A 14,481-nucleotide genomic window follows, 5' to 3' on the forward strand; every position below is an offset into this window, starting at 1 on the left:
CCCCGAAAATGCCAGCGGTGCAGCTCGATTCGGGGCCGCGGCTGCGGATCTTCCGGGACAGCGCGATCGTCGCCTACCGCAATCTGCTGACCATCCTGCGGGTGCCGACGTTGCTGGTGACCGCGACGATCCAGCCGCTGATGTTCGTGTTCCTGTTCGCCTATATCTTCGGGGCATCGCTGGGCGGCAGTCAGTACCGCGAGTTCCTGCTCGCTGGAATCTTCACGCAGACAGTCGCTTTCAATGCGGCGTTCACCACCGTCGGGCTGGCGGGTGACTTGCAGAAGGGCATCATCGATCGGATGCGGACGCTGCCGATGTCGCGGCTGGCCGTGCTGATGGGTCGCACGCTGTCCGACCTGGTCGTCAATGTGCTCAGCGTCGCGGTGATGGTCGGGTGCGGTTACGTGGTCGGTTGGCGGATCAACGGCGGAATCGCCGACGCCGCACTGGCTTTCGGCGTGATTCTGCTGTTCGCCTTCGCCATGTCCTGGGTCGGCGCACTCACCGGTCTGCTGTCACCCACCGTCGAAGTAGCGCAGAGCGCAGGCCTGATCTGGCTGTTCCCCCTGTCTTTCATCTCCTCGGCCTTCATCTCCGCCGAGACCCTCCCCGGCCCGCTGCGCACGATCGCGGAATGGAACCCGATCACCGCGGTCTCAGCCGCAGGCCGCAAACTCTTCGACAACGACGCACCCCCCACCTTCGCCCCCGCAACCGGCTGGGCCGCGGATCATTGCGTCGGTTACGCGATCGGCTGTTCTGTTGCCATCCTCGCGGTAGCGGTCCCGCTGGCATTGCTCCGCTACCGGAAGGTGGCTAGCCGCTAAGTCTCTGGAGGACGGCTGGCGGCTGAGTCCGGAGGGTGGCTGGCGGCTGAGTCTGGAGTGGTCGGTGGCTAGGACCGGAGGTGGCCGGGCCGCTGGGGCCGGAGGTGGCCAGGCTGCTTGGATCGGAAGGTGGTCGGCCGCTGAGCCTGGAGGTGGCCAGGCTGCTAGGTCGGGAGGTGGGTCGGCCGCTTGAGCCCGGAAGGTGGCCGGCCGCTTGAGCCGGGAGGTGGCCGGCCGCTGAGTCCGAAGTTGGTCGGCGGCTACGACCCAGAGGGGCCAGGCTGCTTGGATCGGAAGGTGGCTGGCCGCTGAGCCTGGAGGTGGCCAGGCTGCTAGGTCGGGAGGTGGGTCGGCCGCTGAGCCCGAACGTGGTCGGCGGCTAGGGCCGGAGGTGGCTGGCCGCTGAGTCCGGAGGGCGGCTGGCCGATGAGTCTGCAGGCGGCCAGCCGTTAGGTCCGGATCGCCCGGTAGATCGTCTCCCGCGCCGCCGCGCCCTCGGGTGTCGGGCTGGTCGCCCAGATATGAATCATCTGCGGTGCCTCGTGGTAGTCGAGGCGGGTGCCGGTGAAGGTGGGCGCCATGGCCGCGTAGTTGCGGGCTTGGCAGTTCAGGATGTCGTAGGTGCCGCTGAGGACGAGCAGGCGGCCGAGGTGGTCGTTGTTGCCGAGGATCGGGCTCACCCGAGGATCGGTCGCCGGCAGGTCGCCGCAGTACAGGCTGCCGAAGTAGCGGCAACCCGCCGGGCTGAGGAACGGGTCGAGCTCATCGAGCTCGGCCATTTCCGGCTCCTGGTATCGGTTGTCGAGCACCGGCACGATCAGCACGGTCACATGCGGATTCGGCACACCCCGATCGCGCAGGATCTGCGCCGCCGCCAGCGTGATGGTCCCGCCGACGGAGTTCCCGACCAGACTCACCTGCCCGGGACCTTCGTCGGCGATCACCTTCGCCACGAGGTCGGCGAGCATGTCCGGCACGACCTCGCCGGTGCCCTCGGGCGCCAACGGGTACAGCGGAATGATCAGGCGGGCAGCGGTTTCGGTGATCAGCTCCGCGCACAGGTCCCAGCTGGCCTCGGACATCCGCAGCACGAAACCGCCGCCGTGGGTGTACACAACGGTCCGCTCGGGCGCCCGATCCCGCTCCGTCGCCGTGTAAATCACCCACTCGTTGCCATGCGGATCGGTGGCGAGCTCCGTTTCGACCGCGAACTTCGCCAGGAAATCCGCAGGCGGTTCCTTCGGCATCGGATACTTCCGCGTCAACTCCACCGTGGCTTCGGCGGCGTCCACCGTCACCACCATCTGCTTGATTCCCGATTTCCAGGTCTCCTCGGCAAACCGCTGTGCTTCCGGACTGACCTCGACGCTCTGCGTCATCTGCGCCCCCCCAAATTTGTTTATCCAGTTTTCCGTCATGCTGAAGGACCAAGTACCCCGCCCGCTCCTGATCGAATCCTTGTCAGCCCAGTGCCTTCAGCGAAGGTGCGCCTACCCGATAGGTGCTGACAAAGTCTCCCCAGGTGAGCGGTCCATTGAGCTGAAGACCTAGCCAGGTTTTCCCGTGAGTAGTGCTGGGCGCGTCGGGTGCCGTACCCGGCTTACCTCCGCGGTCAGGTGCGTCGTGGCTGGTTCCAGCGTGGTCATCTGGTTGTGGTTGCGTTTCGGGCGGTCCTGGTGGGGTGAGAGTGTTGGTGGGGGAGGGTATTCAGAGCATGCACACCGTTCGCAAGTGGTAGACGGTCTGTGAGAGGTGCGCACGGTCTACGGAATCGCCCAGCGCTGGCGGGGCGCGGTGGTTGCCAGCAAGATCCGCACTAGCTCTCGGGATCCGCACCGACTACGGGGGTCCCAAGTGGGTGCGGATCCAGAGAGAGGCTGCGGATTTCGCTGGCAGCGGCCCGCTTTCGTGGTCGACGGGACATGAGGGCGGGAAGCGCGAGTCAGCACGCCATAACGTCCCACTCGAGGCCGGGCCGATCACCCAGCGGGACATAGGGGTCGGAAAACGCGAGTAAGTCCACCGTGACGTCCCACTCGGCACCCAGCTGCTCACCCAGCGGGACATAGCGGCGGCGAGCCGCGCGCTCTGGTGCCACTGAGTTCGGTTGATCAGGAACGGAGCGCCAGGGAGGGGGTATGCGAAAGGCCGCCTACATCTTTCGATGTAGGCGGCCTCTTCGTTTACCGAATCTTTCGGCCTACAAGGCCTTTCGGTCAACCAACCTTCCGGCCTGGCGGTAGAACCTTCGACCTGTAGGTGGCCTTTCAGTTACCAACCTTATGGCCCGGCAGCGGGTTTTCCGGGCGGTAGGCGGCCATTTCGGTTCACCTACGTCCTGGCCTGGTGGTGAATCCTTCCGGCCCGCAAGGCATTGGGTCTATCAACCTTCCGGCCGGGCGTTGGAACCTGCTGGCCCGCAAGATCTTGGGTTTACCAACCTTCCGGCCGGGCGTTGGAACCTGCTGGCCCGCAAGGGCCTGCTGGGTCTATCAACCTTCCCGGCTGGCGTTGGAACCTCCTGGCCTGCAAGGCCCTTCGGTTAACCAACCTCCCGACCTGAGAGCGAAAACCTTCCGCCCCGCAGGCGACCCGGCGGAAACTAAACCCGGCGACGAGTCTTCAGAAGATCGAGGCGCTCCTTCAGCAGCTCCTCCAGCTCTTCCTTACTACGCCGTTCCAGCAGCATGTCCCAGTGGGTGCGCGGCGGCTTGACCTTCTTGGTCTCGACGGTGGTGCCTTCGATCAGCATGCCTTCCTGACCGTTGCGGCACAGCCACGTCGGGGGGATTTCGGCGTCGTCGGCGAACGGGACGTCGAATTCTTCACCGTTGTCGGTGCGGTATCGGGCGATCCGACGCGGAGCCAGGTCGTGGTCGCGATCGGTCTCGTAGCTCACCGCTCCGAGCCGACTGCCCCGGAGTACGCGATCTGCCATGGTGTGCCTCTCCCTGTGTGCTCGAGTCTTGTTGCTGCGACCGTACGAGCGTCTGGTGCTCGCTGGACCTTATGTGCAACGAACGGGCCTGCGCCGATAGTTCCCGACGGGCCACGGAACCGTTCCATTGTAGTGCCATCGGCGTGCCGACCTCGCCACGCCCGCCATCCGGCGGTTCAAGGGGGTCGTTGAGCGGCTGAGGGCGGTCGAAGCATTAAGGTTCTGCGTCATGTCGAGCCGCTTGTTGTCCTGCCTGACTTGCCGCTAGGGGGTGTGTTCCATCTCTGATCGTCGTCACTCTCGCCAACTGTCCTGCCTGTGGTGTGGGCGAGAGATCGTGGAGTCGGAGGCCGGGCGTCGCCGCCGGTACTGCCGTCAGTCCTGTCGTCAACGTGCCTACGAACACCGCAACAGCCTCAAGGGCACCGGGATCCCCGACGATTCCGTCGTCCTGAGCGCCCAAGAGGCCGCCGATCTGGCCGACCGCTGGTTCGCCGCCCGCTGCGCCGCCGAAGACGTCGCCATCGCCATCGAAGAGAACGCCAGCCCCGAAGAACTGGCAACCCTAGGCAAAACCCTCCTCGAACTAACCCGCGACGCCGAGCGGTTGCGCTGACCCGCCGACGCCGAACGCCTGCGCTGACCTGCCGACGAAGGTAATGCTGGCTGCCCGCCGAAAGCCGGTGCTGACCTGCAACGGCGAGCGCTGCGTTGACCGGCGTGACCGAAAGGCGGTGCTGGTCGGCCACGGAAAGCCCGTGCTGACTGCGCCGGCGAGCGCCTGATTGATTGGTGACGGCGCGCGTCAACCGTTGACAGCGAGCGCCTGTTCGAGCGGGGGCGACGCTGAACGGTTGCGTTGAGCGGCGCTGCGCTGCCAAGTGCAGTGCTGGCCGGCCGCCAAAATCTCGCGCTGACCTGCGACGGCGAGCGCCGTCGGTGGACTGGCCGCGTTGCGTGCCGACCGTTGACAGCGAGCGCCTGTTCGAACGAGCGACGTTGACCGGCGCCGTTTAGGGCAGTGCTGTCCGATCCGCCGAATTGCCCGTGCTGACCTGCGACGGCGAGCGCCTGCAATTGACTGGTGACGGCGCACGCCGATTATCGACAGCGAGCGTCAGTTCGAACGGGGCGGCGCTGAACGCGTGCGTTGGGCGCCGTCGCCGAAGGGCAGTGCTGCTCGGCTGCGGACAGCGCGGTGCTGACCTGCAATGGTGGGCGCCTGTGTTGACGCGCAACGCCGAACGCCTGCGCTGACCTGCGGCGGGCTGGGCCCGCCCGCAACGCGACGCCCACGTCGACCGGACCCGCATCGCTGACTTGACGTAAGTTCCGTGCTCTTGACTGCTGTTGCAGCATGCGTCAAGAGCACGGAACTTTCGTCAAGTGGGATGGCTCGGCTTTAGGTCGAACCGCCGGTCGGTTAGACCCGAGCGCGGGGGTTGTGGGTTGCCAGCGGCGGGGTGAGGGGGAGGGGCGTGGTTTCGAGGTCCGCGGTGGGATCGTCTGACTCGGGATGCGTGCGCGCTCGCCAGTAGACGGCGCCGAGGAGTAGCGCCACACCCGCCGTAAGTCCGGCGAAGGAAGCCAGGGTGGTGGCGTCTGGGTGGATGAGGGACTGGGCGCGCATTGCCTGGGTGAACACGATGGCGAGTAGGCCGGTGTAGCCGAGGGCGAGCACGCTGACCACTGCTGCTCTGGTGCGTTCGCTGCGCAGCCAGGGGTAGCGGGGGGCCAGCCAGGCGAGCACGATGACGGTGAGTAGCAGGATCTGGATGCCGTGTAGGCCGACGAAATGTGGGACGCGGAGGTCGCCGCCGATGGTGCTCCAGTTGGTGATCGGCATGCCTGGTGCGGCGTCGCGGGGGGAGAGGTCGCGGCCGGCGGGGTCGATGACGGTGTGGCCGGAGATCAGTTCGATCACTTTGCCGTCGGTGTCATGCACCAGTTGCTTACCGGTGTATCCCATCAGATAGCCCATGGCCATGCCTGCGACGGCGAGGGCCAGCCCGAAGTGGATCGCGCGGGCGGTCGGCCGGTCCACCAGGCGCTGCCACGACAGGATCACCACGATGACCAGGTTCGCGAGGAAGAGCCCCGGCACGCCGGACATGAAGATGCGCTGACCGATCTCGTTGACGGGATCGGTGTCGAAGTTGTTGAAATGACTGAACGTTCCGCGCGCCGCCTGCACGGCGATGAAGCCGACATCGAGGACGCCGGCCACCGCGAACGTCGTGCCCAGCCACCAGGTCGCGCGACTTCCCTTGTGCGGCAACGACAGTAACCACGCCAGCGTGAGACCGTATAGGGCGAAGGCGAAACCGAACTTCAACGGCTTCAACCACACCGACTCGCCGAGCAGCATCCGATCGTCGACGAGCAATCCCACCAGCGAGATGACGGTCAGCGCGGTCATGACCAGCGCCATCCAGGTCAGCGGCCGATGCAGCCGGGCAACGGAACCGGCGCGGTGGCGATGCCGCACCTGCGCCGACCGGTCGGCGAGCGCGGCGGAATGTGATGTGGGCATGCATCGAAGGTAGGAAGCGACACCCTCGGAAGACGTCCCGCCGCAGCATTATTCGCGCCTAGTACCGGGGTACTGAGATGGGTGACAACCCCCGGTGCCGTGGGATGAGCGTGCCGCTGTCCTGTGGCAAGTCGAGTCCGCGGCCGGACGCCTCTCCGCCCGGCCGCGCAAAACTCAGATGGCGGGCAGGCTGGCGTCGGGGAACGAGTGGTGTTCGTGCGCCACAATCCACCGCTCGTTTTCCTTGCGCAGGCCGAGGGTGAGGCGGAGCCGTCGGCCCGGGTCTTTGGCGAAGTCCTCGGCCGTCCCGCACAGCAGCAGGGCATGGGCGAACGCGACGTCAGCGCCTGCTGTGACGTCTAGCGAGACGATCTCGAACGTCGCCCCCTGCGCCTGCCACTCGAAGAAACCAGGCCAGGCCGCCTGGTACGCGTCGATGCCGCGCAGACCTTCGTCCGGCGGCGGCACATCGAACATGACGATGTCGGGGGCGTGATCGGCGAGAACGGCGGCCAGGTCGCCCGCGTGCACGGCGGCAGCCCACCGCTCGATCAGAACCCGGATCGTCTTCTCGTCGTCCGACATCGTTCATCGTCCCTTCATACGGCGCCTCACCAGTACGTTCGGCATGCAGTGAGCCTGCCGGAAAAGACGCATGGGGCGCAATGGATTCCGTGTCTTATGTGAGATATCCCGACCTCTACAGGCCGGTTTCCGCTGCTAGGGCCGGTGTCGAAGTCCCATCCGGGTGCCGAATCGCCGCCTAGACGCGTCATCGTCGCGACGGGGCGGATCCGACCGCCGACAATCTGGACGCGGCGGTCTTCGAGGTGGCAGGCATGGTCGTGCTCGGCGCGATCATGTCGATGATCCAGCCCCGGACGCATCCGTCCGGACTACGACACCCGCCTAGCGGACAGCCACCGGGGCGAGTGTCGAGCGTTTGCGCCCGTATCCGAGGTAAACCGCGACGCCGACCAGCACCCACACCGCGAACCGCACCCAGGTCAACCCGTCCAGCGTGGTCGCCAGCAACACGCACCCGACGAGCGCCAGCACCGGAACCACCGGCACGAACGGGGTGCGGAACGGCCGCTCCCGCTCGGGCTCTGCCTTCCGCAACACCAGCACCCCGATGCACACCACCGCGAACGCGGACAGCGCCCCGATGTTCACCAGCTCCACCACAATGTCGATGGGCAGCAGCCCGGCGATCGCCGCGCACACCGTGCCGAGCAGCAGCGTCAGCCGCACGGGCGTGGACCGCTTGCCGGTCTGCGCCAACCCGAAGGGCAGCAACCGATCTCGGCACATCGCGAAACCCAGCCGCACCTGCGCGTACACGATCATCAGCAGACCCTTGGTCAACGCGATGATCGAGGCGATCACGATGACATTGCCGATCCAGCCGATCTTCAACCCGTCGAACGCGGTAGCGATCGGCGCCCCGTTGTTCAGCGTCGCGAACGGCGCCATACCGGTGAGCACGGCGCTGACCAGGGCGTAGAGCACGGTCGCGATGAGCACCGTGCCGATGATGGCGAACGGAATGTCTCGGCGCGGGTTGCGCGCCTCCTCCGCCGAGGCGGCGACGACATCGAAGCCGAGGAAAGCGAAGAACGCGATCGCCGCACCCCCGATGATGCCGCTGACGCCGAACGGCGCGAACGGCGTCCAGTTCTGCACGTCGATGTGCGGGGCGCCGACCGCGACCACCAGCACCAGCACGCCGATCGTCACGCCGACCAGCACCTTGGTGATCCGCGCGGTCAGCGACACCTCGCCGACCAGCACCGCGACGATCGCCCCGATGATGAGCATCGCGGGCAGGTTCACGATCCCGCCCTCGGTCGGCCCCGCCGCGATGGCCTTCGGAATGGTGATGCCGAACAACGAATCCAGCGCCGACACCGTGGTCCCGGACCAGCCGATCGCCACCGCGGCCCCGGCGATCACGAACTCCAGCAACAGATTCCAGCCGACCAGGAACGCGGGCCCCTCACCGAGCGTGGCATAGGTGTAGGTGTAGGCACTGCCGGACACCGGCACCATCGCCGCCAGCTCGCTATAGCAGAGCGCGACCAGCACACACACGGTTCCGGCCAGCACGAACGACAGCACGATCGACGGCCCGGCTTTTTCCGCGGCGGCCACACCGGTGATCACGAAGATGCCCGCGCCGACAATGGTGCCGACACCCATCGCCGTGAGGTCGATGCGGCCGAGCCTGCGCGCCAGCGTGGGCGCTCCATCGGACATCGCGGTGTCGGGCAAACGGCGGCGCGATCGCTGAGCGGCTGGGGTGGTCATGACTCCCTTACGAACTCGTCCAGAGGTCCCGCCTGAGCGCCGAACCGACAGACCATTCTCGTAGGAGTGCGTGCGCCGCCGTCAACTGGGGGTCTGCTACCTGCACAAACGCACCCTGACTGATTCCCCGCGCACCCAATCGCATGCGAAACCGGGTGCGTGGAAATCAGCGGCTGTGCGGCGTCAGGCGAGCGACTGGATCGCCCGACTGACACCGCGCGCCCACGAAACGTGGGCGGGAAATCAGCGGGGACGAGTCAGCTGCTGGATGACGCTGCGAAAGGCGTCGCTACCGGCGCGGCGGCCGGTCGATACGGGTGCGTCCACAACCCCTTGCGCTCGAGAATTGGCAGCACCCCTTCACCGAACCAGTACGCCTCCTCCAGATGCGGATACCCGGACAGGATGAAGTGGCTGATCCCCAGCTTCGAGTACTCGACCAGCCGCTCGGCAACCTCGGCGTGCGAGCCGACCAGCGCCGTGCCCGCCCCACCACGCACCAGCCCGACACCGGCCCACAGGTTGGGTGCGATCTCCAGCCGATCGGTGGCACCCCCGTGCAACTCGGACATGCGCCGCTGCCCCTCCGACTCGCTGCGCGCCAGGCTCGCCTGCACCCGCTCGATATCGGCCGGATCGATGCCTTGCAGCAGCCGATCTGCCTCGGCCCACGCCTCTTCCGAGGTGTCGCGGCTGATCACGTGGATGCGCAGACCGTAGTCGAGGATGCGCCCCTGATCGACGGCCAGGCGCCGGATCCACTCCAGCTTCCTGCTCACCGCGAGCAGCGGTTCACCCCAGGTGAGGTAGGTGTCGGCGTAGCGGGCCGCGACCGGACCGGCCGGCGCGGAGGAACCACCGAAGAAGACAGGCGGAATGGGATCGGGCCGGTTGCTCAGCAACGCGTCGCGGACGTGAATGTGCTCGCCCTCGAAGGTGATCGGCTCGTGCGTGCGCCACAGCTCGCGCACCACGTGCAGAAACTCGCCGGTGCGGGTGTAGCGCTGTTCCTTGTCCAGGAAGTCGCCATAGGCCTGCTGCTCGTGCGACTCGCCGCCGGTCACTACGTTCAACAGCAGCCTGCCCTGCGAATGCCGCTGGAAGGTGCCCGCCATCTGCGCGGCCAGCGTCGGGCTGACCAGGCCGGGGCGCAGCGCGACCAGGAACTTCAGCGTCTCGGTGGTGTCCACCATCATCGCCGTGGTGAGCCAGGCGTCCTCGCACCAAGCGCCGGTCGGAGTGAGAACGGCCTCGAAGCCGTTGTCCTCGGCGGCGGCCCCGATCTGGTTCAGGTAGCGCAGCGTCGCGGGGCGGTCGCCGGACATGAAGGTGCCGTGCCCGCCGGCGACCAGGCCGCGCGAATCGCCGTAGGTGGGCAGGAACCAATGGAACGACAAAGTCATGGAGCCAACTCCTCAGGAAGCGGGGAACAGGTCGTTGAAGCGGGTGTCGGTGTAGTCGGCGATGTTCACCTTGCGCGGGATCAGCCCGGCGTCGGCGAACGCGTCGGCCACGCCTTGCTCGGCGGCGATGGCGCCGGCGTCGAGCGGATGGTCTTGGTACGGGCCACGTTTCACGACAGTGAGCGCGACGTCGTAGGGCAGGCCGGTGAGTTCGGCGTAGGTCTTCGCCCACTGCTCGGGGTGCGTGTTGACCCAAGCGTGCGCCCGGGCGATGCGGGCGAGCAGGTCACGCAGCGCGGCGGCGGTCGCCTTGCTGCCCAGTGCTTTGTCACCGGCGATGTAGAAGGCGTCACCGGTCACATAACCGTTGCCGCTCACCAGTATTCGCGCGTTGGCCTGCTGCTCGGCCTGCGCGGTGTACGGATCCCAGATGGCCCACGCGTCCACCCGGCCGGTGGTCAGCGCGGCCAGTGCGTCCGGCGGCTGTAGGTATTGCGGCTCGATCTGGTCCCATTTGACGCCTGCCTTGCTCAGCACCGCGAGCAGGTGGGCATGCGCCGAGCTGCCCTTGGTGACGGCAATCTTCTTGCCGCGCAATTCTTCCGGGCTGCGCAAGGGCGAATCCTTGGGCACCACGATGCCCTGACCGTCCTTGCCTGCCTGGTACGCGCTGACAATCTTGATCGCTGATTTGGCCGCTGCGGCGAAGATCGGCGGAGCGTTGCCGACGCCGCCGATATCGACCGCGCCGGAGTTGATCGCCTCCAGCATCGGCGGTCCTGCCTGGTACTGCGACCAGGTGATCTTGTAGGGCGTCTCCACCTCGCCTGCCGCAGTGAGCAGGGCTTGCAACCCGGTGCCCTTCTGATCGCCCGCGCGTACCGTCACCTGGGACAGGTCCACCGAACCGTCCGGGCGCACCGCCGCGTCGTCGGACTTGTCGGACCCGCAGGCCGTGCCGACCGTGACGACCAGTGCGAGAGTCGTTGCGAGCAGCAGCCTTCTGGCTTTCATTCGGTTCCTTCCGGTGCGACGCCGAGTTGGGCGAGCAGGGTTTCGCGCAGGGAGAGCAGGAGCGGATGATCGCTGCGGCGCGGACGCGGCAGCTCGATGCGGGACTCGTGGGCGATGCGGCCGTCGCCGAGCACCAGCACCCGGTCGGCCAGGCGCAGCGCCTCGTCCACGTCGTGGGTGACCAGCAGGACCCCGGGACGGCGGCGCTGCCACAGGTCGATGACCAAGCGGTGAATGGTGATGCGGGTCAACGCGTCGAGGGCGCTGAAGGGTTCGTCGAGCAGCAGCAGATCCGGCTCCCGGACCAGGGCACGGGCCAGGCTGGCACGTTGCGCCTCACCGCCGGACAGCGTCAGCGGCCAGGCGTCAGCGCGCTCGGCCAGGCCGACCTCGGCCAGCGCGGCCCGGGCCGCAGACTTGGGGTCGTTGTGCCGCAAACCGAGAAATACGTTGGCCAGCACCCGTTTCCACGGCACCAGGCGTGGTTCCTGGAAGGCGACGGCAATGGTGCCGTGTGTGGTCAGCTCGCCCTGAACGCCTCGATCGAGACCAGCCAACGCACGCAGCAGCGTGGACTTTCCCGAGCCGCTGCGGCCGAGCAATGCGACGAATTCGCCTGGGGCGATGTCGAGATCGAGACCGTCGAGCACGCGGCGGCCGTCGAAATCGCGCACGAGCCCACGCACCCGGGCCACCGGCGGATCCGACACCACCGGCTCGGCGGTGATCACTGCCCCAAGAACCCGCGTCGCCATGCCAGCGCCTTCCTCTCGATCAGTCGGACGAACGCGTCGGTCAGCAGGCCGAGCACGCAGTACACCAACAGGCCGACGACGATGACGTCGGTGCGCAGGAATTCGCGGGCGTCATTGATCAGAAAACCAAGTCCCGCATCGGCATTGACCTGCTCGGCGACGATCAACGCCAGCCACGCGATGCCCAGCGACTGGCGCAATCCGACGAGGGTCTGCGGCAGTGCCCCCGGCAGCACGATGTGCCCGAGCAGCGCGAGTCGGCCGAGCTGCTGCACCTCGGCCAGCTCGGCCAGTTTGCCGTCCACGCCGCGGATGCCGGCGAAGGTGTTGAGGTACAACGGGATTGCCGCGCCGAACGCGACCAGCACCACCTTCGGCAGCTCACCGATGCCGAACCACAGGATCAGCAGCGGGATCAGCCCGTAGAACGGCACCGTGCGCAGCATCTGCATCGGCGGATCGACCACGTACTCGCCGACCGTGCTCAAACCGGCCAGCACGGCCAGACCGATCCCCAGCACGGCTCCGATCACGAATCCGGTCGCCGCGCGGCCGAGCGATACCGTGATCGCTTCCTGCAACGTGCCGTCCCGCAGCAGTTCCCAGGTGGTTTCCGCGATGGTGGCCGGCGAGGCGAGCAGTCGTTCCGGCAGCACGCCGGTGGCGCTGGCAACCTGCCATGCGACTACGAGAACCAACGGGCTGACGACCCGCAGCCACGTCTTGCGCGGCCGCCGTCGAGCCGCCGACCGAACCCGAATCGGTGTCGGCTCCAAGACAATTGATGACACGCGACACCTCGGGTAGGGGACGGGGACGCGGATCGCCGCTGAGCGCGCCGCAGTTATCCATGCTGTGCGCGCGGCGGGTCGGAGTCACCGGTTGAAACCAACCCGGTTTTAATTGGGCCGCCCTCGTCAGCGTGCTCCCAGCAACCGCTACTAGACGTAACCTGAAATAACACGTAACCTCGACAAGGAGCTCTCGGTCGAAGGTGATCGAGGCGTGACCAGACGAAACGAGATCCTCAATGACGCGGCATGTCGACGTACTGATCATCGGCGCGGGCCTCTCCGGCATCGGGATGGCCTGCCACCTCACCCGTGAGCAGACCGGACGCAGCTACGCCATCCTGGAGCGCCGCACCGCCATCGGCGGCACCTGGGACCTGTTCCGGTACCCGGGCATCCGGTCCGACTCGGACATGTTCACCTTCGGCTACGGCTTCCGCCCGTGGATCGGCACCAAGGTGCTCGCCGACGGGCCGCACATCCGCCAGTACGTCGAGGACACCGCCGTCGAATACGGCGTCAAGGAGCACATCCACTTCGGGCGCAAGGTAACCACCGCCCGCTGGTCCAGCGAGGCAGGCATCTGGACGGTCGAGGCGCTGAACGAGCAGACCGGCGACGTCGAGACCTTCACCAGCAACTTCCTGGTCGGTTGTACCGGCTACTACGACTACGACAACGGTTACCGCCCCGAATTCCCCGGCGAGGCGGACTTCGGCGGGCAGATCGTGCACCCGCAGCACTGGCCCGAGGACCTCGACTACCGCGGCAAGCGCGTCGTCGTCATCGGCAGCGGTGCCACCGCGATCACGCTCGTGCCCGCGATGAGCGGCGACGCGGAGCACGTCACCATGTTGCAGCGGTCGCCCACCTACATCACCGCGCTGCCCGCCGACGACCCCGTCGCCGTCGGCATGAAACTGGCCCGCGTGCCCGCCAAGATCGCCTACCGGGCCGGCCGGGCGCGCAATATCGCCTTGCAGCGCGCCAGTTTCCAGCTGTCTCGCACCAATCCCGCCGCGTCCCGCAGGCTGCTGCTCGCCGCGGTGCGTTTGCAGCTCGGTCCGAACATCGACATGCGGCACTTCACGCCGTCCTACAACCCGTGGGACCAGCGGCTGTGCGTCGTGCCCAGCGGTGACCTGTTCAAGGTGCTGCGCAGCGGTAAGGCGTCCATCGTCACCGACCGCATCGAGACCTTCACCGAGACCGGAATCCGGCTCGCCTCCGGTGAGGAACTGCCCGCCGACATCGTGATCAGCGCGACCGGCCTGCGCGTGCAGATGCTCGGCGGCACCACCCTCGAGGTGGACGGCGAACCCGTGGTGACCCGCGACCGCGTCGTCTACAAGGGCGCGCTGCTCGACGGGGTGCCCAACGCACTCATGGTCCTCGGGTACACCAACGCGTCCTGGACGCTGAAGGCCGACCTCGCCGCCGAGTACTTCTGCCGGGTTCTCAACCACATGAAGGCGCACGGTTACACGCGGATGGTCGCGGTGGCCGAAGAAGGCGACCGCTCGCCCGACTCGGTCATGGGTGGCGCGCTGACCTCCGGCTACATCCAGCGCGGTGACGCGGTTATGCCGCGCCAGGGTGTCCGCGGTCCGTGGCAGGTCATCAACAACTACTTCCGCGATCGCAAGATGCTCCGTAAGGGGCCGATCGAAGACGGTGTCCTCACCTTCGCCCGCGGCGCGAGCTCCGCTGGGGATGCGTCTGAGGGACGCCCGCTGGAAGCGACCCGCACCGCCTGAGCTTCGGTCGAGCTTCCGGCGATGCGGTAGCGGCCCACGCTGATCAACGGCGCTGGCGACCGGGGACCTCTCCGGTGTTCGGATGTCGTTGTGCGCGCGGCACAGTGGACCCAAGCCAGACTTCCGAGCGTTCGGTAAATATGTTCCAGC

The 14,481-nt window shown here is 67.0% G+C and carries 12 protein-coding genes; 3 read left to right on the forward strand and 9 right to left on the reverse strand.

The features are described from left to right. The first annotated feature begins 47 nt into the window (after positions 1–47). Positions 48–830 carry an ABC transporter permease gene (locus NN4_RS04245; protein ID WP_107660618.1) on the forward strand — a complete coding sequence of 261 codons (783 nt, stop codon included), beginning with the start codon at positions 48–50 and terminating at the stop codon, positions 828–830. A 449-nt stretch (positions 831–1,279) separates the two neighbouring features. Here NN4_RS04245 and NN4_RS04250 read toward each other — a convergent pair whose 3' ends face one another. Beyond that, positions 1,280–2,209, reverse strand: coding sequence for an alpha/beta fold hydrolase (locus NN4_RS04250; protein ID WP_186818255.1), 930 nt, complete (start codon positions 2,207–2,209; stop codon positions 1,280–1,282). Between the two features lie 1,223 nt (positions 2,210–3,432). Continuing rightward, positions 3,433–3,768, reverse strand: a complete 336-nt coding sequence (locus NN4_RS04255) for an RNA polymerase-binding protein RbpA (protein WP_040731279.1) — start codon at positions 3,766–3,768, stop codon at positions 3,433–3,435. A 280-nt stretch (positions 3,769–4,048) separates the two neighbouring features. Here NN4_RS04255 and NN4_RS04260 point away from each other — a divergent pair, with 280 nt between their 5' ends. After that, positions 4,049–4,384 carry a hypothetical protein gene (locus tag NN4_RS04260; RefSeq protein ID WP_107660617.1) on the forward strand — a complete coding sequence of 112 codons (336 nt, stop codon included), beginning with the start codon at positions 4,049–4,051 and terminating at the stop codon, positions 4,382–4,384. Positions 4,385–5,191: 807 nt separating this feature from the next. Here NN4_RS04260 and NN4_RS04265 read toward each other — a convergent pair. The 7 genes from NN4_RS04265 to NN4_RS04295 all read right to left on the reverse strand — a co-directional run bounded on the left by NN4_RS04265 (position 5,192) and on the right by NN4_RS04295 (position 12,574). Continuing rightward, the gene (locus NN4_RS04265; RefSeq protein WP_308633299.1) at positions 5,192–6,301 is read right to left on the reverse strand and encodes a hypothetical protein; all 1,110 of its coding nucleotides are present in this window, start codon (positions 6,299–6,301) and stop codon (positions 5,192–5,194) included. Between the two features lie 174 nt (positions 6,302–6,475). Continuing rightward, a complete protein-coding gene (locus NN4_RS04270; protein WP_147128643.1) occupies positions 6,476–6,886 on the reverse strand; it encodes a YybH family protein in 411 nt (136 codons plus the stop codon). Positions 6,887–7,210: 324 nt separating this feature from the next. Continuing rightward, entirely contained in the window at positions 7,211–8,611 is a 1,401-nt protein-coding gene (locus NN4_RS04275) for an APC family permease (protein WP_147128644.1), read from the reverse strand. Positions 8,612–8,868: 257 nt separating this feature from the next. Further along, a complete protein-coding gene (locus NN4_RS04280) occupies positions 8,869–10,014 on the reverse strand; it encodes an LLM class flavin-dependent oxidoreductase (protein ID WP_147128645.1) in 1,146 nt (381 codons plus the stop codon). A gap of 12 nt (positions 10,015–10,026) precedes the next feature. Next, positions 10,027–11,028: an ABC transporter substrate-binding protein gene (locus NN4_RS04285; protein WP_147128646.1), complete on the reverse strand. Its 1,002-nt coding sequence runs from the start codon at positions 11,026–11,028 to the stop codon at positions 10,027–10,029. Next, complete coding sequence (locus NN4_RS04290; protein ID WP_246180694.1) at positions 11,025–11,783, reverse strand: ABC transporter ATP-binding protein; 759 nt, start codon at positions 11,781–11,783, stop codon at positions 11,025–11,027. Before NN4_RS04290 ends, NN4_RS04285 begins: the two co-directional genes overlap by 4 nt. Further along, a complete protein-coding gene (locus NN4_RS04295; protein WP_246180695.1) occupies positions 11,756–12,574 on the reverse strand; it encodes an ABC transporter permease in 819 nt (272 codons plus the stop codon). Before NN4_RS04295 ends, NN4_RS04290 begins: the two co-directional genes overlap by 28 nt. A gap of 239 nt (positions 12,575–12,813) precedes the next feature. On the opposite strand from NN4_RS04295, the gene NN4_RS04300 reads away from it, so the two are divergent. Continuing rightward, a complete protein-coding gene (locus NN4_RS04300; protein ID WP_147128647.1) occupies positions 12,814–14,331 on the forward strand; it encodes a flavin-containing monooxygenase in 1,518 nt (505 codons plus the stop codon). Positions 14,332–14,481: the final 150 nt, after the last annotated feature.

Origin of the sequence: Nocardia ninae NBRC 108245, from assembly GCF_007990755.1 — a bacterium.
GTDB classification, from domain to species: domain Bacteria; phylum Actinomycetota; class Actinomycetes; order Mycobacteriales; family Mycobacteriaceae; genus Nocardia; species Nocardia ninae.